Raw genomic sequence first — 21,377 nt, forward strand, 5'->3', positions numbered from 1 at the left:
CGGGCTTGGGGCGATAGGACGACCCCTACGGCGATGTCGGGTTTAGCGGGCTTCCGGAAGCATGGCGGATGCGATGAATTATAAGTACACACCCTAGTTCGCCGGGTTGTCCTCGCTTGGATACACGCCGCGCAGCACTTCCTCGAAATGATCCTTGACGGCGTCGTTGCACAGGCAGGAGCGCTGCCGCAGCTTGTCCGCGTCGCGGATCACGATCGCGCCGCGGCGCGTTTCCAGCACGCCTTCCGCCTTGAAGTTCTGGATCACGCGGCTGGTGTAGCTGCGGCCGACGCCGAGCAAAGTCGAGAGCTGTTCATGGGTAAGCGGCACCATGCCGTTGCCATTGGTGCGCTCCATCGCCGAGATGATCCATTTCGCCGCGCGCTGCTCGATCGAATGGATCGCGTTGCAGGCGGTCGACTGGAAAATCTGCGCCAGCATGCAATCGGCATAGCGCGCGAAGATGTTGCGCACGGAGATCGATTTCAGCTTGGCGGCGTCGAGCTTGCTGATCGGCAGTCGCGCGAACGGGCCGCCGAACTTGACGGTGATGCGGGTATAGGCCGGCAGGAAGCCCTGGCTGACGATGCCGCCGACCGCGCCCTCGCGACCGACCAGAATGGTCTCGACATCGCGGCCGTCCTCATTGGGCACCATGTACGAGACGAGGCTCGGCCCACACGGGTAAATGCACGGTCTGAACATCATCGCCGGGGCTGTAGAGCAGGTCATTGGCCTGCGTGTCGATCAGCCCCAGATGCGGTGCGATCAACTGGTAATCGGCGTCATTCAGCCGGCGCAAAAGATTATTGAACGGCCGGTCACTCGTCCCGGCCAACTCGGTCCGTTTCGCGATCATGGGAAATTCCTGAAAACCCAACGCCGACAATAATCGAAAGGTTCCCGGATTTATGTTCACTAGTGAACAGACGGCGCGGCCAGCGATGTGATGGTTTCACCTCGGGAACAGCCGGCGTGCTCTCAGGCGCCGGTCGTGGGCCATCCGGCCGGAGCGATCCGGTCTTTCATCCATGCCTTGGAGCGTTTTCGAGCGAAGTGGACATCGGTTCGCGTGAAGAAAACGCGTCAAGACAAGAAGCTCTAGCAAACGGAAACTGGCACGCCCATGGACTTCGCTCCCAATGCCGGCATGCCCGGCGATGTTCTCGTGGTCGAGGACGATCCGATCATTTCGCTCTATTTCGAGGACACCATCCTCGGCTTCGGCGCCCGCACGGTGCGCACCGCTGCGAGCGTCGCCCGCGCGCTCGAGCTGATCGCCGAACGCGCGCCGGATTTCGCGCTGCTCGACGTCGGCCTCGTCAGGGGCGAGAAGACGTTCGCGATCGCCGAGCGGCTGGATGCGCTCAAGGTGCCGTTCGCGTTCGTCACGGGTTATGGTGCGGACATCCGGCTGCCGGCATCGCTCGCCGACAAGCCGCGGCTGACCAAGCCGTGCTCGAGCGAGGCGCTGGAGGCGGCGCTGCGAAGGCGACAGTGACGGATTGCGGGGCTTCGGCCTCGCCGCCGGCGCGTTCGTCGTCTACGATCCGGTGCGTCGGATTCGGTGACGAATCGGGAAGCCGTCATGGCGAACAGGACATCTGCTGCTGCGCCCGCAGCAGTGCTCTCTCTTGGGCTGTTCCTCGCGCCGGGTGCAATGCATCCGATCGCCGGTTTCGTGTCGCCGGCGATCGCCGAGCCGGCCGCGCTGACGAGCGCGCAGTCGGCTGCCCGCGAAACCTACGACAATGCCCTGAAGAATTTCGAGGCCATCCTGCGCCAGCGCCGCGCCCAGATAGATGCCAATCAGCCGCTGCCGAATCTGCCGGGCCAGGCTCTCTATCTGGCCCGCGTCGAGATGATGAGCGCATACAAGGATCTCACCGATGCGCTTCCGTCCAGGATTGGACGGCCTGGCCACTCCGGAATCCCTCCGGCCTATTTCGACGCCGCCAATGAGCCGCTGCTCGATGAGTACAGGAAGCTCTTCGACGTCATGGAGGCGCCGCCCGCCGGTGCGCAAACATCCGATACGCCATTCAAGGACGTGGTCGATCTGGCGACGGTGATCGCGCGGGCCAAGGGTCTTGACGCCGCCGACGCCGCCGTCGCGGGCCGTATCAGCCTCGGCCTCTTCTTTGCCGAAACGAACGGCAAGCAGAATGCGGGCAATGCACGATCGAACACCTATAAAGGAAGCCTGCAGACCGGCCCGTCCGAGGATCGCGACGGCCGAAGGAAGTGGGCCGCCATCAAGGGGTCGATCGCGACGCTCGATCCTGCGCTGAGCCGTCGCGACGACCGGGAAGAGGCACGGGTCGGCAACCTCGACCACAGGTTCAACCACTGGACCGCCGTGCGGGACGGCCTCATGAACGCGCACGCCGAACTTTTCCCGCAGGTCGCGGCGATCCAGAAAGCCCTGCCGGACCCGATCGATCAGATGAAGGTCTTTGAGCTGATCCAGATCATTCCCACGCCGACCAGGGCAGCGCTCAAATCGGGCAACCTCGTCGGCTACAGAATTTCCGATCCCAGGATCATGCGATATCTGCGCAACAACAGCGTCTTCGCGTTCGGTCGGGCCGACCGGGCAAGAACATCCGCGACCTTCCGCGAGATCCTTGATGCGATGTGGCTGTTCAACGCCAAGTTCGAGCAGGCGCTTGCCAAGTTCAAGCAGATCAAGTCGGGCAAGCCGGGCTGAGGAGGAGTTGATCGCTCGGCCGTCAGGGTGGACCGAGCAGCGCCCATCGCGGCTCGCAGAATTCCTTCACGGCGGAAGCGACGCTGCTGCTGATGAGGTTTTGGCGCTCGGGCGAGTTCATCTCGCGTTCCTCGTCCCGGTTGATGATCGAGCCCGCCTCCAGCAGGATCGCGGGCATCGCGGTCTTTCTCAGCACGATGAGTTCATCATTGCTGTAGACGCCGGTATCCTTGTTCAGCAACGGGTGCTGGTAACGACCCATGATAGCCTGGCTGTATTGCTCGGCATAATGCAGGCCCTGGGCCTTCATTTCCCCGGCGACCAGTTCGGCGAACCGGAGGCTGGTCTTGAAGTCCGGATTGTCCCGGGAGACGAACACGGAGTAGCCGCTGAAGCGGTCGCTGAAGTGGCTTTTCTTGCCCTCGAACTCCCAGTCCTCGAGCATCTTGTTGGGCACGGAGTCATGGTGGATCGACATCAGCAGATCCGCGTGCAGATTGTTGGCGGCGGCGACCCGCTTGAAGAGGCTCGGTCTCGCTTTGCCTTCGGTCAGCAGCAGCCTGGTTTCGGCGAAGCCTTCGGCTTTCAACCTCTCCTCGATCAGCTTCGCAAGGCGCAGGTTGAAGGTGAACTCGGCAACATTCCGCGCACTGATCGCGCCTTCCGATTGCGCGGTATGTCCGACATCCAGCACGATCCGGAACGTCGCGGGATCGCATTTGGCAGCGGCCGGCTTGAGAGCTGAAAGCGGCAGGGTGACTGGCCCAAGGGCGGCCAGCCGCATGGCGCGGTGCCTGGGCGGAGCGCGGTGCCTTGCCAATTTGCCAGCCCTTGTCGCCTTCGCGCGCTTCGGCGACTTGGCATGCTTGGGTGAGCTCCTGAAGAGATCGGGCAGCCAGCCGGCATCGCTGGCTTCGATCGGCAGCAGCGCGAACACTGCGATCGCGACGACCAAAAAGCGGCGAGGCCGAAACCTCGCGACGATACCACCGAGCACGCGAAAGAATTCGCAGCGCCTCATGCTCCGCCCCTCCGGGCCCCCAGCATAACGGCTCTGACATCGGTACCGGAAGAGGCCGGGAAGGTCCATCCCCGGCAATCGCGTTGCCTCGCCTTGGAGGCAAGGCCGTCAAGACAAAGAGTCCGGTTCCGCCGTGGCTGTGACCGAACTAGACCGGCTTCGGGTCGAGCGTGATCGCCCACAGCTCGGCGTCGACGCGGTCGCGTAGGCTCACCATCATCTGCCCGCTCTTGCCGTCGATCCTGACGTGGCCGAAGAACTGCATGCCCGCCGACGGCGGCAGGTTCTGGTTGCCTTCGCCCGGCGCCTTGATGAACTTCACCTCGGGGCCGAAGGTGTTGTCGAGCTCGTTCGGACCGAACGTGCCGGCATGCAGCGGGCCGGAGACGAATTCCCAGAACGGATCGAACTCCTGGAACTGGGCCTTGTTCGGGTTGTAGTAGTGCGCGGCGGCGTAATGCACGTCGGCGGTCAGCCACACCGTGTTGACGATTCCCGCGGTCTTGATGAAGCGCAGGATATCGGCGATCTCGAGCTCGCGGCCGCGCGCCGGGCCATCGCCCTGCGCAAAGGCTTCCGAGCCCTTCTTGTTGGCCGCATCGTCATAGACGATCAGCGAGAGCGGCATGTCGGAGGCGATCACCTTCCAGGTGGCGCGCGAGTTGAGCAGCGCGCGCTTGAGCCAGGCCATCTGGTCCGGGCCGATGAAATAGGCGTCGGGGCCGTATTGCTCCTGCAGGTTCGGGCCGTTGGAGCCGCGATAGCTGCGCTCGTCGAGCATGAAGACGTCGAGATGCGGACCGTAGCTCAGCGTGCGATAGACGCGGCCCGGCTCGACGATGCTCTCGCGCATCGGATACATCTCGTGGAAGGCCTTTGCCGCGCGCGCCGCGAGCACGGTGATGTCGCGCTCCTTGTAGGCCGCCGGCAGCTGTTTCGACAGCGACCAGTTGTTGGTCACCTCGTGATCGTCCCACTGCACGAAGATCGGCACCTCGGCATTGAAGGCGCGGACGTTGTTGTCGAGGAAGTTATACTTGTGGGCGGCCCGGTATTCGTCGAGCGTCTCGGCGACCTTGGCCTTCTCGGGTATCGTGACGTTCTTCCAGATCTTGCCGTCGGGAAGCTTCACCTCGGAGGGGATCACGCCGTCGGCGTAGATCGTGTCGCCGGAGTGCAGAAGGAAATCCGGAGCGTGCTTCTTCATCGCGGCGAAGGTGATCATGCCACCGTCGTCGGGATTGATGCCCCAGCCCTGGCCGGCGACATCGCCGCCCCACACGAAGGAGACGTCGCGGCGATCGCTCGGCGCGGTGCGGAAGCGTCCGACCACCGGCTCGCCGACGATGTCGATATGGGCGAGGTCGCGGAAGCGGACGCGATAGAAGATGTCCTGGCCGGAGGGCAGGTTCTCCAGCAGCATCTTGGCGGTGAAGTCGCTCTCGGGCAGCGCCGTGACCGGCGGCAGCGTATGGGCGTCCTTGAAGGACTCGGTGGTCGCGACCTCGACCATCATCTGCGACGGCCGGTCCGCACGCGCCCACACCACGCCGCCGTCGACGCCGACATCGCCGGACTGCACGCCATGGGTGATCACGGGGCGGTCGGCGGCGCGCGACAGATAGGGCATCGCGATCACGCCAGCGCCGGCCGCAGCCGCCGTGGAGAGAAAGCGTCGGCGGGTGAGATTTCGCGAGAACCGGATCGTCATGGGGAGCCTCCTCAGGTCACAGCGACAATGCGCCGCAGGCGCGCCAAGACCTAGAAAAATTCCATGACGGAGAGATTACAGGGAAGCGCGGGAGCGGGAGACTGGGCAACTGCCCAGATCGTAAGGTGTGCACGCCTCTCAGGCTCCCTCCCCCCGCAAGCGGGAGAGGCAAGGGGAGTTTGCGGATAGAGAATGGGGGCGCCCTCTACGCCGTGCCCGCCGCCCGGAACTGCGTCGCAGCCCGTTGCAAATTCTGCGGCATGCTAAACAGCAGCGCCTTGCGGTCGGCGACGGCGTTATGAAGCTGCTCGAGCGCGATGTTGAACGCGGTCAGCGTGCCTTCCTCGATGGCGCCGTGCTCGAAGCAGTCCAGCGTGTGGCGCAGGATGTCGTCGGCCTCCGCCTGCATCTGGTCGAGTTCCTCGATCGAATCGCTTTGCCGTGCGGTCTTCAGCATCTCCAGCAGGCGTTCGCGCTGCGAGGTGTTGGTGTTGCGTTCGTCCTGCTTGAGATAGCCGGCGAACCACGCGCCGGCCGAGCCCATCGCCGAGAACGCCATCAGGCTCCACCAGATGTAGTCGCTGTAGCGGTCGAGGAAGGTTTTCTCCTCGCCGTCGACAAACGCGGCGGCGCCGGGATGCACCGGAATGGTGGCATCCTTGTCGGTGTCCGGCGTCTCGATCTTGGCGGCGAGCGGGAAATCGGTCTTGAGCGACTGCCGGATCGCGAACAATTGCCGCGTGAATGCTGCGACCGTCGAGTCCGACAGGCCCTTCCGCGCAACGATGTGGTGCGAGAAGCTGATCGTCTTCACCTCGTCGTCGGGCCGGTCGGCGGAGCCGAGCGAGCCCGCGGGGATTTCCGCGGCCTCATAGGCCGGATGGTTCTGCGCGATCGCCTCGGAGGCGTCGATCGCAAGGAAGCTGGGCTCGCCGCCGTCGCGGACCGACGCCGTGATCGCATCGATCGTGATCTTGCTGTTGGCCGGGCCGACGGCGAGATAGGCGTCGGCCTTGAGATTCTTGATCGCTTCCGCCGCCTCATTGGCCGGGAATTGAACGATCTCGACCTTCATCGGGTCGACGCCGTATTGCGTCAGGATCAGCTTCAGCAAATTGACATTGGCCGGGGTGCGGCCGACGACGCCGATCTTGCGGCCGGCGAGCTGTGCGATCTTGGTGATCCGCGCGGATTTCCGAACCTTGCCCTTGGCGGGCGGAACCCACATCACCACGACATTCTTGCGCAGGGTCGCGACCGCCTGGGCATTCTTCGGCACCTCGAGATCGCCGCGGATGATGGCGAGATCGGCCTTGCCGTCGGCCAGCGTCTGGGCGCTGGCGGTAGCGCCCTCGGTCTGCACCGGCCTCAGCTTGACCTGGGTGTTCTGCTGGTTGTTGAAGGCCTGCGCCAGCGCCTGCACGACCTTGAGGTCATCGCTGTTGGCAGGACCGACCGCGATCCGCAGCGTCACCGGACGCACGGCGAAATAATAGCCGGCCAGCAACGTGCCGATGATGGCCAGCGCGCCCGCGATCAAAACGAACATCAGCCGCCGCTTTGCCGAACGCAGCGGCTTGGGCGACATGCTGGCGGAGCCGTCTGTCATCGATCTCGCAAACAATCGTCGGGGCTCAATCTCGCAAAACTACCAACGCGCATACATCCTCTATGTGTAGCAAATTACTGAATGGACAGATGTTACAACTCCGTCATGGTTACCAGCGGCGATAGGACGCGATTTCGGCCTTAATTTGGGCGTGGATCCCATCCCGGAGGCCGGTTGTTAGGCTAAAATCGGCGCTAAACGGGAGGGTTACCATGGTCGAACGGCTGTCAGCGGAGGCGAGGAAGGCCGCCCTTTGGGAACTGGCCGGCTGGTCGGAGACGTCCGGCCGCGAGGCGATCGCCAAGACTTTCGTGTTCAAGGACTTCAACGAGGCTTTCGGGTTCATGGCCCGCGCCGCCCTGGTCGCCGAGAAGAGCGACCATCATCCCGAGTGGAAAAACGTCTACAAGACGGTCGAGGTGGTGCTGTCGACCCACGATGTCGGCGGGGTGACCAAGCGCGACATCGACCTCGCCAAGGCCATGAACGCGATCGCAAGGCAGCTTGGGGTCAGTTGACCCCGCGGTGGAACCTTGCACGGGTCCGCTGATATCCCCAGATTCGCATCGCCCGCCGCCGAACTGGCGCGGCGTCGAGGAACCTTGCGATGACATCGAGCGAACACGGCGTGGGATTTGGGCCTGCCGACCGGCTGGCGCAGGACCCCGAAAGCGTGCGCCGCCGTTTCTGGATCAAGTTCAAGAAGGTGGTGGCGAGCCTGCCTTTCGCGGAGGACCTGCTGGCCGCCTATTACTGCGCCTTTGACCGGCAGACGCCCCGCCATGTGCAGGCGGCGCTGCTCGGGGCGATCGCCTATTTCATCCTGCCGTTCGATTTCGTGCCCGACATGCTGCCGATTCTCGGCTTCACCGATGACGCCGCGGTGCTCGCAACCGCCATCCGCATGGTGACGAGCCACATCACGCCGGAGCACCGCGATGCCGCCCGCGCCGCGCTGAAGCGCGGGGTGCCGGAAGAGAAATGAGCGTGGCGTGAATGGAGGCTCTTCCCCTTCCCCCTGAAAGGGGGAAGGTCGGGATGGGGGTCAGCGGCGGGCGCCGCTGTATGTGGAGAGAGCCGATCCCCACCCGCTTTGCTCTGATGAGCAAAGCGACCTCCCCTTTTCAAGGCGAGGTTAAGGCGTAACCCGGGTTCGCTTTGCTCCATCCGGGCTGCGGAATTCTTCAGCTTCCCGGGTGCAGGATCACCTTGCCCATCGCCTTGCGGCCGGCGAGCACCTTCAGGGCTTCCGCGGTTTGCGACAGCGGGAAGGTGCGGTCGACATGCGAGGAGATCTTGCCTTCCGCGGTCCATTGCACGAGCTTCTCGAGGTTCTTGCGGTTCTTCTCCGGATTCTGCCGCGCCCATGCGCCCCAGAATACGCCGCGGATATCGCAGCCTTTCAGCAGCGCGAGGTTGAGCGGGATCTTCGGAATGTCGCCGGCGGCAAAGCCGATCACCAGGAAGCGGCCTTCCCATGCGGTCGAGCGCAGCGCAGCCTCGGCGTAGGAGCCGCCGACCGGATCGAACACGATGTCGGCACCCTTGCCGTCAGTCAGCTTGCGCAGGCCTTCCTTCAGATCTTCCTTAGCATAATTCAGCGTCAGCTCGGCGCCGTGTTGCTTGGCGAATGCCAGCTTCTCATCCGATGAGGCGCAGGCGATCACCTTCAAGCCCATCAGTTTGCCGAGCTCGCACGCAGCAAGGCCGGTGCCACCGGCGGCCCCGAGCACCGCGAGCGTCTCGCCCGGCTTCGGGCTTGCGCGATCTTCCAGCGCATGCAGCGCGGTGCCGTAGATGATGATGATGCCGGCGGCGCGGTCGTAGTCGAGATTGTCGGGAATCTTCACGATCGAATTCGCCGGCAGCGCGATCTTGTCGCGCGCGCCGTTGTGGCCGCAGGAAGCGACGACGCGATCGCCGACCTTCAGGTCAGTGACGCCGGCGCCGACGCTTTCGATCATGCCGGCAACTTCGGCGGCCGGCGAGAACGGGAACGGCGGCTTGATCTGGTACTTGCCCTGGATCATCAGGATGTCGAAGAAATTCAGCGCCGCCGCCTTGATCGCGATCACGGCTTCGCCTGGCGCGGCCACCGGATCGGGCACATCAGCCAGCACGAGATCGTCGGGTTGACAGTATTGCGAGCAGAGGATGGCTTTCATGGACACACCTGAGTTTCGGACGCAAAAGAGCTGAAAGCTTCATGCCGGATTTGCGGCGGAGCGACAATACAGTGCGGAGGGATCAAACTATGTTTGAAAAAGGCCTGCTAGCGAAAAAGCGCATCCTGATCACCGGCGGCGGCTCCGGCCTTGGCGCTGCGATGGGCTACCGCTTTGCTGAACTCGGCGCCGAACTGATCATCTGCGGGCGGCGCGAGGGGCTGCTGGAGGAAACCGCAGCAAAATTCCGCAGCGAGCTTGGCGCCAAGGTTTCCATCGCGCGCTGCGATATCCGCGACGGTGCAGCGGTCGAAGCGATGATGGATCAGGTCTGGCAGGACGCGCCGATCGACGTTCTCGTCAACAATGCTGCCGCAACCTTTATTGCGCAGAGCGAACATTTGTCATTCCGTGCGGCGGACGCGATCCTCGCGCCAACTCTGCATGGCACGATGTACTGCACGCTCGCCGCCGGCCGCCGCTGGATCGACGGCAAGCACAAGGGCGTGGTGCTCTCGATCCTGTCGACCTCGACCATCACCGGGCGCGCGTTCACGGTGCCGTCCTCGATGGCCAAGACCGCGGTGCTGGCAATGACCAAGAGCCTGGCGGTGGAGTGGGGCCCGAAGGGCATCCGCACCGTCGCGATCGCGCCCGGCGCGTTCCCGACCGCAGGTGCGACAGGACAGTTGCGTCCCGAAGGGCGCGGCGAGAGCTGGGCGCATCGCAATCCGCTCGGCCGCGCCGGCGAGCATGCGGAGCTCGCCAATCTCGCGACCTTCCTGATCTCGGATCAGGCTGGCTACATCAACGGCGAGATGGTGGTGCAGGATGGCGGCGCGCACTTGCGCAGTTCCGGTGCCGAGGACCTGCTGCAATGGACCGATGCGCAATGGGAGAAGCAGCGCGCTGCGCGCGCCAGGTGATAACGCGTCGCGATTACGCGCGCGACGGTGAGCGGCGTTCGTCTTTCGGCCTAACTGCCTTCCCAAAAAAGCGTTTCCCGGTTATCCATCCGAGCCGGCGGAGGGGAATCGCCGGGCCATCTTGCAGTCACAATGATGGGGGAACCAGTTGGCCGTGCGGCAGATTCTGACATCACTGGTTGCTTGTATCCTGTGCGGGTTCATCACCCTCGCGCCGGCGCATGCTGCGCCCAAGAAGGATACGGCCAAGGAAGCAGCCAAGCCGGCGCCTTCGGCTGCCGCGGCTGCGGCCGGCGGCGCGGAGCCGACGCTGATCGGCCAATTCGGGACCTGGGGCGCGTACACGGCATCGCCCAACGGCAAGAAGGTGTGCTTTGCGCTCGCCAAGCCGTCGTCGTCGAAGACCAATCCGGCGAACCGGCCGCGTGATCCGGCCTATGCCTTCATCTCCACCCGTCCGGCGGAGAAGGTCGTCAACGAAGTCTCGATCATGATCGGCTACACGGTGAAGTCGGGCTCCGAATCGACGCTTCAGGTCGGCGGCGGGACCTATGCGATGTACACGCAGGGTGACGGCCTCTGGATCAAGAATGCGGCCGAAGAGGAGCGGATGGTGGAATCCATGCGCAAATCGGCCGAACTGACCGTAAAAGCCGTCTCGGCCAAGGGCACCGAGACGACGGACACCTTTTCGCTGAAGGGCCTGGCGCAGGCGCTCGACCGGCTCGGGCAGGACTGCCGACGCTAGAGAAGCGACTTAAGGCCTGAAATCGAGGTATTTGGTGGCTTTCCAGCACAGGCTGGAAGGCCTATTTGAGGTTTCATGACCGACACCGTGACCACCCATGCCGTCTCCGGCGCCAGCGCGCTGGTCGAGAAGGTTCCGCTCGAGACCTATGTGCCGCTGGCCAAGCCGTCGCTGATCGGGCTGTCGCGCGCCGAGATCGCCGATCGCCTGGGCGAGATCGGGGTGCAGGTCGGCCAGCGCAAGATGCGCACCCAGCAGCTCTGGAACTGGATGTATTTCCGCGGCGCCAAGAGCTTTGCCGAGATGACCAACGTCTCGAAGGACATGCGCGCCGAGCTCGAGAAGCATTTTACCGTCGACCGTCCCGAAGTGGTCGCCGAGCAGATCTCCAACGACGGCACCCGCAAATGGCTGCTGCGGTTGCCGAGCGGCGACAAGGTCGAGCGGCCGCACGAGGTCGAGTGCGTCTACATCCCCGAGACCGACCGCGGCACGCTGTGCGTTTCCTCGCAGGTCGGCTGCACGCTGAACTGCGCGTTCTGCCACACCGGCACGCAGCGGCTGGTGCGCAACCTCACCGCCGGCGAGATCGTCGGCCAGGTGATGGTGGCGCGCGACCGGCTGAATGACTGGGCTGACCGCGAGGACGGCACGCGCCGCGTCACCAACATCGTGATGATGGGGATGGGCGAGCCGCTCTACAATTTCGACGCGGTGCGCGATGCGCTCCTGATCGTCGCCGACAATGAGGGCATCGGCATTTCCCGCCGCCGCATCACGCTGTCGACCTCTGGCGTGGTGCCGAACATCCAGCGCACCGGTGACGAGATCGGCGTGATGCTCGCGATCTCGCTGCATGCGGTGCGCGACGAGCTGCGCAACGAGCTGGTGCCGCTGAACCGCAAATATCCGATCAAGGAACTGCTGCAGGCCTGTCGCGACTATCCCGGCGCCTCCAACGCGCGGCGCATCACCTTCGAATATGTGATGCTCAAGGGCGTCAACGATTCGCTCGACGACGCGAAGCTCCTTGTGAAGCTGCTCAAGGGCATTCCTGCGAAGATCAACCTGATCCCGTTCAATCCGTGGCCGGGCACCGCCTACGAATGTTCGGACTGGGAGCAGATCGAAAAATTCTCCGAATACATCTTCAACGCCGGCTATTCCTCGCCGGTGCGCACGCCGCGCGGTCGCGACATCCTCGCCGCCTGCGGCCAGCTCAAGTCGGAGACCGAAAAGCTCTCCGCCCGCGAGCGCCAGGCGCTGCGCGCGATGGCGATGACGGATTGAGACGTGTCCACATATTCCGTCGTCATGCCCGGGCTTGACCCGGGCATCCACGTCTTCTCTCGCCGAGACAAAGGTAAGACGTGGATGGCCGGGACGAGCCCGGCCATGACGGTGGAGGATCTCGTGTCAACGTTGTCCAATGATGGGATGACCTCATGGCCTTGATCGGCCGCCTGTTTGTCGTCGCCTTCGGCTTCCTGATGGCCTGCTTCGTGGCAGGGATCATCGTGGTCGTCGCGGTGCTGTATCCCGAGATCAGCGATTTCGGCGGGCAGATCGACCAGAGCGCGGTGAACGTCGTGCTCGGCTTCGGTTTCATCTTCATCTCGGGTTTTGCACTGCTGCCGGCGCTGATCGTGGTGCTGATCACCGAGGCGTTCTTCATCCGGAGCGTGCTGGCCTACGCCGTCGGCGGCGCCATCGTCGGCGCGGCCTGCTATCTCGGCCTGGTTCCGTTCGATCCCGATATGATGCAATTCCACGGCATCGTGCGCCGGCACATGGAGATCATGACCGGCGCCGGCATCGTCGCGGGCCTGGTCTACTGGCTGATCGCCGGCCGCACCGCCGGCGCCTGGCGCGAGTCGTCGCGACCGTTGCCGCCGCCCCCGCCCTTGCCGTCGCAATCGCCGCGGCCGTGATGACAGCTCTCACCCTCCCCTCCAGGGGAGGGTAAAGAATGACCGCGCACTTTTCATGCTCATCCGCCTCGGCTAAACCGCGCGCCATGAACCGGACCGGACTTTTCATCGCGCTGGCGCTGGCGCTCATCGTCGGCATCCTGTTCGGGATCTATCCCGAGCTCGACCTGAAGCTCGCGGCCATGTTCTACGATGCCGCGCAGAAGACCTTTCCGATGAAGCTCGACGCGGTGGCATCGTTCGCGCGCGATGCGGCGATGTGGATCGCCTGGGCGCTGGTGCTGCCGGCGATCGTGACCATCGTCTGGAAATTCATCCGCCCGGACCGGCCGATGCTGATGTCCGGCCGCGCCGCGGTGTTCCTGCTCACCACGATGCTGCTCTCGGCCGGCGTGCTCACCAACCTCACCTTCAAGAATTATTGGGGCCGGCCGCGGCCGGTGTTCGTGACGCAGTTCGGCGGCGACCTGCAATTCGTGCCGTGGTGGGACCCGCGCGGCGGCTGCCCGCGCAACTGCTCGTTCTTCTCCGGCGAGGGCGCCACCGCGTTCTGGACCTATGCGCCGGCGGCGCTGACGCCGCCCGCGTGGCGGCCGCTGGCCTTCGCCGGGGCCACCGTGTTCGGCATCGTCACCAGCGGGCTTCGCATGGCCTTCGGCGGCCATTTCTTCACCGATGTGGCGATCGCGGGCCTGGTGTCGTTCTTCACGGTCTGGCTGTTCTACGCGCTGATCTACCGCTGGGCAGCGACCCGGCTGACCGACGCCCAGGTCGATGCCGCGCTGACGCGCCTTGCGATGCCCGGCTACCGGTGGATGCAGCGTTGGCGCCTGGGCGGCAAGGCTGCGTCCAGCCAGCCCGAGGCCTGATGGGGGCCTGATTAAAGGCGTGCCCCGCCAGCGGAAATTTGATATTCGCCGCAGAGCATGATCCGGAAAAGTGGAAGCCGGTTTTCCGAAAGATCATGCTCAGAACAGAAACATCATTGATTTCGACCGATTGGACCGTCCTATGAGTACGATTCTGAAAAGCCTGCCCACCGGCGAAAAAGTCGGCATCGCGTTCTCGGGCGGGCTCGACACGTCGGCGGCGCTGCTCTGGATGAAGCTGAAAGGCGCCAAGGTCTTCGCCTATACCGCCAATCTCGGCCAGCCCGACGAGGCCGACTACGACGCGATTCCGCGCAAGGCGATGGATTTCGGCGCCGAGAAGGCCCGCCTGGTCGATTGCCGCACCCAGCTGGTCCATGAGGGCATCGCCGCGATCCAGTCCGGCGCGTTCCACATCTCGACCGGCGGCATCACCTATTTCAACACCACGCCGCTCGGCCGCGCGGTGACCGGCACCATGTTGGTCGCGGCGATGCAGGAGGACGGCGTCAACATCTGGGGCGACGGCTCGACCTTCAAGGGCAACGACATCGAGCGCTTCTATCGCTACGGCCTGCTGACCAACCCGAGCCTGCGCATCTACAAGCCCTGGCTCGACCAGCAGTTCATCGACGAGCTCGGCGGCCGCGCCGAGATGTCGGCGTTCATGACCGCGCAAGGCTTCGCCTACAAGATGAGCGCGGAGAAGGCCTATTCGACCGACAGCAATCTGCTCGGCGCGACGCATGAGGCCAAGGATCTCGAGAGCCTTGCGAGCGGCATCACCATCGTCAACCCGATCATGGGCGTGCCGTTCTGGCGCGCCGACTGCGACGTCAAGGCGGAGAAGGTCGTGGTGCGGTTCGAGGAGGGCCAGCCGGTCGCGCTGAACGGCAAGACGTTTGCGGATCCGGTCGCGCTGTTCCTCGAAGCCAATGCGATCGGCGGCCGCCACGGCCTCGGCATGAGCGACCAGATCGAGAACCGCATCATCGAGGCCAAGAGCCGCGGCATCTACGAGGCGCCGGGCATGGCGCTGCTGCACATCGCCTATGAGCGTCTCGTCACCGGCATCCACAATGAGGATACGATCGAGCAGTACCGCATCAGCGGCATGCGGCTCGGCCGGCTGCTGTACCAGGGCCGCTGGTTCGATTCGCAGGCCTTGATGCTGCGCGAGACCGCGCAGCGCTGGGTGGCGCGCGCCGTCACCGGCGAGGTGACGCTCGAGCTGCGCCGCGGCAACGACTACTCGATCCTTAACACCGAGAGCCCGAACCTGACCTATGCGCCGGAGCGGCTCAGCATGGAGAAGGTCGAGGACGCCGCCTTCACGCCGGCCGACCGCATCGGCCAGCTGACCATGCGCAACCTCGACATCGCCGACACCCGCGCCAAGCTCGGTCTCTACAACAAGACAGGCCTCATCTCGAGCGGCGAAGGCTCGCAGATCTTCCAGCTTGAGAACGACAAGGACTGAGGCGGCGCTCTCTCGCCTCGTCGTCCCGGGCAAGCGAAGCGCGACCCGGCAACTGTTATGTCGGCTTGGTCTGCAGGTAGGGCTTTCTGTCGCGCATCATGGCGTTGAGGACCGTTAGGAGCTTCCTGGCGACGGCAATGAGAGCGAGCTTGGCTGGTTTGCCGACCTGTCGCAGCCGCGCGTAGAAGGCCTTGAATAGATCGGCCCGACGAACCGCGTTCAGAGCCGCCATATAGAGGGCGTCACGAACGCGCTTTCGGCCGCCGGCGATCTTGCGTTTTCCACGGAAGGCGCCGCTGTCGACGTTGAAGGGGGCAAGGCCCGCGAGCGCGGCGATCTGCTTCGCTCCAACATGTCCAAGTTCCGGCATCTTCGCGATCAGCTGCATGCAAGCCACGGGACCCACGCCCGGCAGTGAGCGCGTCAACCGCGCATCGTCCGCGATCTCCGGCTCGGCCTTGGTCAATGCGTTGATATCGGCCTCGATCTCGGCGATCTCGCCATCGAGAACCTCAATGAGCCGACTGATCCGTTCGGCCATGGCGCGGTCGTCGGCCTCGCTGCGCCGGTTCTTCTCCTGCGCGCGCATGAGAACCAGTTGGTCCCGCCGTTTTGCAAGCCCTGCCAAAGCGTTGCGGGCGGGATTGGCGGCCCGCTCGGCTGCCGGCTGCATGACCCGGCCAAAGGCCGCCAGCATTCGCGCATCGATCGGATCGGTTTTGGCAAGTTGGCCGCTGGCCCGCGCAAAATCGCGAGCTCGAGCCGGATTGATCCGAGCGAAGCGGACACCGGCCTGGCTTAGGGCCTCGCGAAGCGCGAGGTCATAGGCGCCCGTGGCCTCGAAGACGACCAGCGCATCGCATCGCCAACGCGCCACCTGCTGTGTGATGGCCTGTGCCGCGTTGGCGATGCGCCTGGACACGCCGTCAGCTTCATCAAAGATATCGAGATGCTTCTTGGAGACGTCGATTCCGACATAACGAGGGGGTATGATCACGGTGCCTGTCCCTGTGATGCGAGGTCTGTTGGCGCAGCCTCGTGCAACTGTTCAGGTTGGTAATGGAACGGGCGGGAGGCCGAGCCGGCTCACGGCGTCAAGCGCCAAGGACCCAACGGCTTCCCGCCCAACCCATCCTGACAGACTTCCAAGACACAGGGACCCATTACCACCGGCCGTGGTTTATGAAGCACGCTGGTGCTCCAGCGCGCTTCCACGATCCCTTCCTGTGGTTATGGGTCCCGGCCTTCGCCGGGACGACGTGGAGAGAGCGTTCGGCTACTTCACCCTGAGCGCATCCAGCAGCGAGCGGAACGCCCGCGCGTAATCGGTGCCGGTCTTGCTGATGTCCGGCCCCGCGGAGACCGCAACCGCCGCCTCCGTGACCGCGCCGAGCAGCAGTCGCGCCAGCGGCTCGATCGGCTGCTTGGCGATCACGCCCGCGTCCATCGCGGCGGCCAGCGCGCGCGGAAACTTGCCGCCGAAATGCTTGGCGTCGATCTCGCGCCAGCGTTCCCAGCCCAGCACGGCGGGGCCGTCGCGCAAGATGATCTGGCCGGTCGGGCCCTTCGAGCACGCCGCGAAATAGCCCTGCGCGCCCGCCGCCATCGCCGCCAGCGGATCGTTCTCGGCGCGCGAGATGCGGTCGAGATCGGCGACGAGGTCGAGCGACACCTGCTCGAACACCGCCTCGAACACCGCCTCCTTGGTCGCGAAGTGATGATAGACCGCGCCCTTGGCGACGCGCGCGCCGGCGGCGATGCCGTCCATCGTCGCAGCGGCGAAGCCGCGCTCGCCAAAGATGCGCCGCGCCGCCCTGACGATGGCGGCTCTGGTTTTCTCGCGCCGTTCGGCCTGGGTTGCCATCGTCCATCTCTAGCCCAGGTTCCGTAGCGGCGCCAGTTGACTTACCGACTCTTGGTCGATAAATACCGACTATCAGTCGGTAAATGGAGAGTGCTGATGCCCTCGCTTAGGACCTTGCAAGCCTTCGCTGACACGGTGGAATCCAACGATCATGTCGGCGCGATCAGGAATTTCTATTCGGTCGATGCCCGCACCCAGGAGAATGACGGCGAGTGGCGCGTCGGCCGCCAGGCGCTGGCGGCGCGCGAGGCGGCGGTGCTGGCCGCGGTCGCCGGCGTCAAGACCACGCGGATCGGGCCGCTCCTGCTCGATGGCGATCATTCGGCGATCTGCTGGCGCTTCGAATTCACGGCTAAGGACGGCAAGGTCCGCAGCATGGAGGAGGTCGCCTGGCAGACCTGGCGCGGTGAGGAGCTGGTCGAGGAGCGCTTCTTCTACGATCCGCAGCAGATGGCGCGCTGAAATCACGCCGGCCCTTGCGGCAATACGCCCCGGCGGCGCCTCATTGCGCCGTCATCCGCCGCCACTAGCCTCCGCCCCGATGCGCATGGATGCGCAAGGAGCGGAGCATCGATCATGATCAATCGAGTTGCCGGCGTGGCCGTCACGCTGGCGTTGTCGGCAGCGCCGGTGTTCGCCCAGACGATCTATCCGATCGACCGCGCCGATATCCTCGTCGGCGCCAAATTCGACTTCAAGGTCGAGCTTCCGGGGGTGGTCGATCAAGCCAGGCTCAAGGTCACGCTGAATGGCGCTGACTACGCGACCGCTTTCGGCCAGTCCGGAACATTCACCGAGCGGGAGGCTGGAAAAGACCAGTCGGCGCTGTTGCTGCGCGATGTCTCGCTCGCCAAGCCCGGGCCGGTCGCCGTCGAAGTCAGCGACGGCACGCAGGGCCGGAAGGTGACGTGGACCGTCTATGACACCGGGGCACGCAAGGCCAGGAACGTGATCCTGTTCATCGGCGACGGGATGTCGCCGTCGCATCGCGTCGCCGCGCGAATCCTTTCCAAGGGGATTGCGGAGGGCAAGAGCCGCGGCAAGCTCGCGATCGACGACATGCCGCATATGGCGCTGGTTGCGACCGCGGGCTCGGACTCGATCATCACCGATTCGGCGAATGCCGCGAGCGCTTACGCCACCGGCCACAAGGCCGCGGTCAATGCGCTCGGTGTCTATGCCGATCGCACGCCCGATCCGCTCGACGATCCCAGGGTCGAGACCATCGCGAGCCTCGCCAAGCGCCGCGCGGGCCTCGCCGTCGGTATCGTCACCAACACCGAGGTCGAGGATGCGACCCCGGCGGCGATGGTTGCGCATACCCGCCGCCGCGCCGCCTATGACGCGATCGTCGCGCAATATTTCGACGCGAAGCCCGACGTGATGATGGGAGGTGGGTCCGCGAACTTCCTGCCGCAATCCACGTCCGGATCGAAACGCAAGGACGATATCGATTATCTCGCGCGCTTCCGCGATGCCGGCTATCCGGTCGCGACCACCGCAAGTGAACTGACCACGCTCGCGGCCAAACCTGATACCCGCCAATTGCTCGGCCTGTTCGCCGTCGGCAACATGGACGGCGCGCTCGACCGCAAATTCCTCAAGGGAGGCGGCGTCAGGAAATTCCCCGAACAGCCGGACCTGACCGAGCAGGGTCCAGGCCGCGCTCACGGTGCTGTCGAAGCACGAGTCCGGTTTCTTCCTGATGGTCGAGTCCGGCCTGATCGACAAATACGCCCATCTGCTCGACATGGAGCGCGCGGTCTACGACACCATCATGCTCGACAATGCGGTGCGGCTGGCGAAGGATTGGGCGAAAGCGCGCAACGACGACACGCTGATCCTGGTCGTGGCCGATCACAACCATCCGAACAGCCTGGTCGGCACCATCAATGACGACATGGCGGCGACACCTAACGTGCCGCTGCGTGAGCGCGTCGGCGTCTATGAGAAGGCGGGCTTCCCGAATTATCCGGCGCCGGACGCCGAAGGTTATCCGTCACGCGTCGACGTCAGCCGGCGGCTTGCGATCTTCTCGGCCAGCCTGCCGGATCACTACGAGACGTTTCGTCCCAAGCTCGACGATCCGAACGAGCCGACCGTGAAGGGCGATCAGCCCGACACCTTCAAGGCCAACGACAAGTACAAGGACGTCCCCGGCGTCGTGCTGCGGTTCGGCAATCTGCCGGCGATGATCGGCGCCAGCGTGCATTCCGGCGAGGATGTCATCCTCACCGCGACCGGGCCGGGCAGCGAGCGCGTCCACGGCTCGATGGACAACACCGAGGTGTTTCGCGTCATGGTCGAGGCGCTGGGGCTCGGCGCGGGGAAATAATCTCGCCGCCATTGCGAGGAGCGTAGCGACGAAGCAATCCATCTGTCCGCGCGCGTGGATCGATGGATTGCTTCGCTCCGCTCGCCATGACGAGGAGGGGCCAAGCTTCTGCTCCCAAATCTCGCAAAGCAAAATGGCCGGGATCGCTCCCGGCCATTTCGTAACGTGATGTCGCGGCTCAGCGCGGCGGCGCGGCGGAGGCGGTGCCGCCGTTGAGCAGCGGGGTGATGCGGCGGACGGTGACGCGCCGGTTGATGCGGCTCGGTCCGTCGGTCTGCTCCTTCGGATATTGCGAGCCGTAACCCTGCGAGGTCAGGTTTTCCGCCGGCACGCCGAACTGCTGCGTCAGCAACTCGGCGGCGGATTGCGCGCGGCGGTCGGACAGCGACAGATTGTCGGTGTCGTTGCCGGTCGCGTCCGTATGGCCTTCGATCAGGAACACCTCGCGCGGATTGCGCTGGATGGCCCGGTTGAGGCCGTCGGCGATCACTTGCAGCCTCGCCGCCTGGTCCGGCGGGATGGTCCACGATCCCGAGTCGAAGTTGATCGTGTTGACGTCGATGCTCGGCATCTGCATGCGGACATTCGGGCTGTAGCGGATCTCGTCGAGCGAATAACGCCGATCGATCCGCTGCACCGGGGGTGCCTCCATGGTCTCGTAGATCACGTCGGGCGACGCGTCCTGAGCGTCGACGATGTAGCGATCATAGGGAATGTTGACCACCGGCGGCGGCGCGTCGACATAGAAGCCGCCGACCGCCCGCGGATCGCGATAGCTGTTGTCGATGATGACGACCTCGCGTCCGCCGGTATCCCTGCGAATACGGCGCAACATCTGGCCGTCGGAGCCGACCACGGTGATGATCTCGCTGCCGTCGGGACGAACCACGACGGTGCGGGTTTCGCCGCCGACCGTCTCGGTGCGGATGTCACGCGCGCCATAGCGGAAGCGATAGACGTCGTCGCCGCGCACGTAGGCCTGCCCGCCCGGATCGCGGATGATGACGCGGTCCGGCTCGGTGTAGATGGTGCGGCCGCCTTCGACGACCTCCTGCCGCTGGCTGTGCAGGTCGGCGATGCTTCCGCCGATGATGGCGCCGGCCACCACGCCGGCGCCGACCGCGGCACCGATCGCGAGCGGCTTGATGTTGTCATGCCGCGGAGGCGGCGGCAGCGGCGCTGCGACCGCTGGCGCGGCGCGGAAGGCCGGCGCAACCGTCGGCGGCGCGTATTGCGCGCGGCCGGGCGGTGGCGTTGCGGCGGGCGAGCCGGGAACGACCGACGGCGCCGGCGCGCCCATGGCAGCTCCCTGGGCTGGCGACACGCCGGGCGCAACGCCCGGTCGTGCCGGTTGACCCGGAGCCGGGGTCGCGCCAGGCGTGCCCATTGCCGCGCCCGGGGTCGCAGGCGTTCCGGGTGGTGTCGCCGGACGTCCCTGCTGACCTGGCGCCGGTGGCGTCGGCGTCGCGCCGGGTGCCGGAGGCGTTGTTGCGGCAGGCGGGGTGCCTGGACGTGCGGGCTGTGCGCCGGCTGCCGGAGGCGTCGGTGTCGCACCGGGAGCTGTCGCGGCGGGCGGAGTGCCCGGTCGTGTCCCTGCTGCCGGAGGCGTTGTCGTTGCCGAAGGCGCGGGCGTTGACGTCGCCGCGGGCGGCGTGCCCGGTGGTTGCTTGGCGCCGCCAGGACGTTCACCGCGTTCGCCACCCGGACGATCGCCAGGGCGGCGTTCGGCCGGAGCCGTTGTCGGAGCTCCCGGCGTTGCGGGAGTCGGTGTCGGCGTTGCCGCCGCGGGCGGGGTGCCGGGACGAGCTGCCGGCGCGGCATTCGGCGTGGCGCCGGGCGTCGGCGGCGTGTGCGCGGGTCCCGCGCCAGGCGGCGGCGTGCCGGGTCGCTGCGGTGCTGCGGCCGGCGGCGGTGGCGTCGGCGTGGGATGTGCGGGGGCAGCCGTCGGCGCTGGCGGGGTTGGCTTCGCAGGCGCCGCTGCGGGCGGCTCCGGCCGCGCCGGTGCCGG

At 65.3% G+C, this 21,377-nt stretch carries 18 protein-coding genes and 2 pseudogenes; 12 read left to right on the top strand and 8 right to left on the bottom strand.

The window, feature by feature from the left end:
• Positions 1-93 precede the first annotated feature (93 nt).
• Positions 94-859 (bottom strand): annotated as a pseudogene (locus tag ACVWY5_RS39690) (Crp/Fnr family transcriptional regulator).
• A 267-nt stretch (positions 860-1,126) separates the two neighbouring features.
• Between ACVWY5_RS39690 and ACVWY5_RS39695 the strand changes: the two are divergent.
• A complete protein-coding gene (locus tag ACVWY5_RS39695) occupies positions 1,127-1,501 on the top strand; it encodes a response regulator (RefSeq protein ID WP_028337367.1) in 375 nt (124 codons plus the stop codon).
• Positions 1,502-1,588: 87 nt separating this feature from the next.
• Positions 1,589-2,710, top strand: a complete 1,122-nt coding sequence (locus ACVWY5_RS39700; protein WP_028337366.1) for a hypothetical protein — start codon at positions 1,589-1,591, stop codon at positions 2,708-2,710.
• A 22-nt stretch (positions 2,711-2,732) separates the two neighbouring features.
• On the opposite strand, the gene ACVWY5_RS39705 is transcribed toward ACVWY5_RS39700, so the two are convergent.
• The 3 genes from ACVWY5_RS39705 to ACVWY5_RS39715 form a co-directional block, all read right to left on the bottom strand.
• Positions 2,733-3,494, bottom strand: coding sequence for an N-acetylmuramoyl-L-alanine amidase family protein (locus ACVWY5_RS39705; protein ID WP_410712229.1), 762 nt, complete (start codon positions 3,492-3,494; stop codon positions 2,733-2,735).
• Between the two features lie 385 nt (positions 3,495-3,879).
• Positions 3,880-5,442: an alkaline phosphatase D family protein gene (locus ACVWY5_RS39710; protein WP_028337364.1), complete on the bottom strand. Its 1,563-nt coding sequence runs from the start codon at positions 5,440-5,442 to the stop codon at positions 3,880-3,882.
• A gap of 205 nt (positions 5,443-5,647) precedes the next feature.
• On the bottom strand, positions 5,648-7,051 hold the full coding sequence (locus ACVWY5_RS39715; protein ID WP_244978827.1) for a TAXI family TRAP transporter solute-binding subunit: 1,404 nt from the start codon (positions 7,049-7,051) through the stop codon (positions 5,648-5,650).
• 212 nt (positions 7,052-7,263) lie between these two features.
• On the opposite strand from ACVWY5_RS39715, the gene ACVWY5_RS39720 reads away from it, so the two are divergent.
• On the top strand, positions 7,264-7,569 hold the full coding sequence (locus tag ACVWY5_RS39720) for a 4a-hydroxytetrahydrobiopterin dehydratase (RefSeq protein ID WP_016847224.1): 306 nt from the start codon (positions 7,264-7,266) through the stop codon (positions 7,567-7,569).
• Between the two features lie 89 nt (positions 7,570-7,658).
• Positions 7,659-8,036, top strand: a complete 378-nt coding sequence (locus ACVWY5_RS39725; protein ID WP_028337362.1) for a YkvA family protein — start codon at positions 7,659-7,661, stop codon at positions 8,034-8,036.
• Positions 8,037-8,235: 199 nt separating this feature from the next.
• Here the strand turns inward: ACVWY5_RS39725 and ACVWY5_RS39730 are convergent, their stop codons facing one another.
• Positions 8,236-9,216, bottom strand: coding sequence for an NADPH:quinone oxidoreductase family protein (locus tag ACVWY5_RS39730; RefSeq protein ID WP_028337361.1), 981 nt, complete (start codon positions 9,214-9,216; stop codon positions 8,236-8,238).
• Positions 9,217-9,305: 89 nt separating this feature from the next.
• On the opposite strand from ACVWY5_RS39730, the gene ACVWY5_RS39735 reads away from it, so the two are divergent.
• The 6 genes from ACVWY5_RS39735 to argG all read left to right on the top strand — a co-directional run bounded on the left by ACVWY5_RS39735 (position 9,306) and on the right by argG (position 15,170).
• Positions 9,306-10,142: an SDR family oxidoreductase gene (locus ACVWY5_RS39735; protein WP_028337360.1), complete on the top strand. Its 837-nt coding sequence runs from the start codon at positions 9,306-9,308 to the stop codon at positions 10,140-10,142.
• Positions 10,143-10,296: 154 nt separating this feature from the next.
• On the top strand, positions 10,297-10,890 hold the full coding sequence (locus tag ACVWY5_RS39740; protein ID WP_051376342.1) for an invasion associated locus B family protein: 594 nt from the start codon (positions 10,297-10,299) through the stop codon (positions 10,888-10,890).
• Between the two features lie 75 nt (positions 10,891-10,965).
• Entirely contained in the window at positions 10,966-12,180 is a 1,215-nt protein-coding gene (gene rlmN / locus ACVWY5_RS39745) for a 23S rRNA (adenine(2503)-C(2))-methyltransferase RlmN (RefSeq protein ID WP_038377935.1), read from the top strand.
• 155 nt (positions 12,181-12,335) lie between these two features.
• The gene (locus ACVWY5_RS39750; RefSeq protein WP_028337357.1) at positions 12,336-12,821 is read left to right on the top strand and encodes a hypothetical protein; all 486 of its coding nucleotides are present in this window, start codon (positions 12,336-12,338) and stop codon (positions 12,819-12,821) included.
• Between the two features lie 86 nt (positions 12,822-12,907).
• The gene (locus ACVWY5_RS39755; RefSeq protein ID WP_028337356.1) at positions 12,908-13,690 is read left to right on the top strand and encodes a phosphatase PAP2 family protein; all 783 of its coding nucleotides are present in this window, start codon (positions 12,908-12,910) and stop codon (positions 13,688-13,690) included.
• Positions 13,691-13,832: 142 nt separating this feature from the next.
• Positions 13,833-15,170, top strand: a complete 1,338-nt coding sequence (argG, locus tag ACVWY5_RS39760; RefSeq protein ID WP_028337355.1) for an argininosuccinate synthase — start codon at positions 13,833-13,835, stop codon at positions 15,168-15,170.
• 55 nt (positions 15,171-15,225) lie between these two features.
• Here the strand turns inward: argG and ACVWY5_RS39765 are convergent, their stop codons facing one another.
• Together ACVWY5_RS39765 and ACVWY5_RS39770 are read right to left on the bottom strand one after the other, a co-directional pair.
• Positions 15,226-16,167 (bottom strand): IS110 family transposase, encoded by a 942-nt coding sequence (locus ACVWY5_RS39765; RefSeq protein ID WP_456671759.1) that lies wholly within the window; start codon positions 16,165-16,167, stop codon positions 15,226-15,228.
• 279 nt (positions 16,168-16,446) lie between these two features.
• A complete protein-coding gene (locus ACVWY5_RS39770) occupies positions 16,447-17,034 on the bottom strand; it encodes a TetR/AcrR family transcriptional regulator (protein WP_028338193.1) in 588 nt (195 codons plus the stop codon).
• A 96-nt stretch (positions 17,035-17,130) separates the two neighbouring features.
• Here ACVWY5_RS39770 and ACVWY5_RS39775 point away from each other — a divergent pair, with 96 nt between their 5' ends.
• On the top strand, positions 17,131-17,496 hold the full coding sequence (locus ACVWY5_RS39775) for a hypothetical protein (RefSeq protein ID WP_028338194.1): 366 nt from the start codon (positions 17,131-17,133) through the stop codon (positions 17,494-17,496).
• A 114-nt stretch (positions 17,497-17,610) separates the two neighbouring features.
• Positions 17,611-19,369: pseudogene (locus tag ACVWY5_RS39780) on the top strand (alkaline phosphatase).
• A 178-nt stretch (positions 19,370-19,547) separates the two neighbouring features.
• On the opposite strand, the gene ACVWY5_RS39785 reads toward ACVWY5_RS39780, so the two are convergent.
• Complete coding sequence (locus tag ACVWY5_RS39785) at positions 19,548-20,669, bottom strand: OmpA family protein (protein ID WP_080667384.1); 1,122 nt, start codon at positions 20,667-20,669, stop codon at positions 19,548-19,550.
• Positions 20,670-21,377: the final 708 nt, after the last annotated feature.

The organism is Bradyrhizobium sp. USDA 3256, from assembly GCF_054058275.1.

What these genes read in the sequence shown, in the direction of transcription:
- ACVWY5_RS39695 (WP_028337367.1), top strand. Translation starts at nt 1,127, where the DNA reads ATGGACTTCGCTCCCAATGCCGGCATGCCCGGCGATGTTCTCGTGGTC.
- ACVWY5_RS39700 (WP_028337366.1), top strand. Translation starts at nt 1,589, where the DNA reads ATGGCGAACAGGACATCTGCTGCTGCGCCCGCAGCAGTGCTCTCTCTT.
- ACVWY5_RS39705 (WP_410712229.1), bottom strand. Translation starts at nt 3,494, where the DNA reads ATGCGGCTGGCCGCCCTTGGGCCAGTCACCCTGCCGCTTTCAGCTCTC.
- ACVWY5_RS39710 (WP_028337364.1), bottom strand. Translation starts at nt 5,442, where the DNA reads ATGACGATCCGGTTCTCGCGAAATCTCACCCGCCGACGCTTTCTCTCC.
- ACVWY5_RS39715 (WP_244978827.1), bottom strand. Translation starts at nt 7,051, where the DNA reads ATGACAGACGGCTCCGCCAGCATGTCGCCCAAGCCGCTGCGTTCGGCA.
- ACVWY5_RS39720 (WP_016847224.1), top strand. Translation starts at nt 7,264, where the DNA reads ATGGTCGAACGGCTGTCAGCGGAGGCGAGGAAGGCCGCCCTTTGGGAA.
- ACVWY5_RS39725 (WP_028337362.1), top strand. Translation starts at nt 7,659, where the DNA reads ATGACATCGAGCGAACACGGCGTGGGATTTGGGCCTGCCGACCGGCTG.
- ACVWY5_RS39730 (WP_028337361.1), bottom strand. Translation starts at nt 9,216, where the DNA reads ATGAAAGCCATCCTCTGCTCGCAATACTGTCAACCCGACGATCTCGTG.
- ACVWY5_RS39735 (WP_028337360.1), top strand. Translation starts at nt 9,306, where the DNA reads ATGTTTGAAAAAGGCCTGCTAGCGAAAAAGCGCATCCTGATCACCGGC.
- rlmN (WP_038377935.1), top strand. Translation starts at nt 10,966, where the DNA reads ATGACCGACACCGTGACCACCCATGCCGTCTCCGGCGCCAGCGCGCTG.
- ACVWY5_RS39750 (WP_028337357.1), top strand. Translation starts at nt 12,336, where the DNA reads ATGGCCTTGATCGGCCGCCTGTTTGTCGTCGCCTTCGGCTTCCTGATG.
- ACVWY5_RS39755 (WP_028337356.1), top strand. Translation starts at nt 12,908, where the DNA reads ATGAACCGGACCGGACTTTTCATCGCGCTGGCGCTGGCGCTCATCGTC.
- argG (WP_028337355.1), top strand. Translation starts at nt 13,833, where the DNA reads ATGAGTACGATTCTGAAAAGCCTGCCCACCGGCGAAAAAGTCGGCATC.
- ACVWY5_RS39770 (WP_028338193.1), bottom strand. Translation starts at nt 17,034, where the DNA reads ATGGCAACCCAGGCCGAACGGCGCGAGAAAACCAGAGCCGCCATCGTC.
- ACVWY5_RS39775 (WP_028338194.1), top strand. Translation starts at nt 17,131, where the DNA reads ATGCCCTCGCTTAGGACCTTGCAAGCCTTCGCTGACACGGTGGAATCC.
- ACVWY5_RS39785 (WP_080667384.1), bottom strand. Translation starts at nt 20,669, where the DNA reads ATGGGCGCGCCGGCGCCGTCGGTCGTTCCCGGCTCGCCCGCCGCAACG.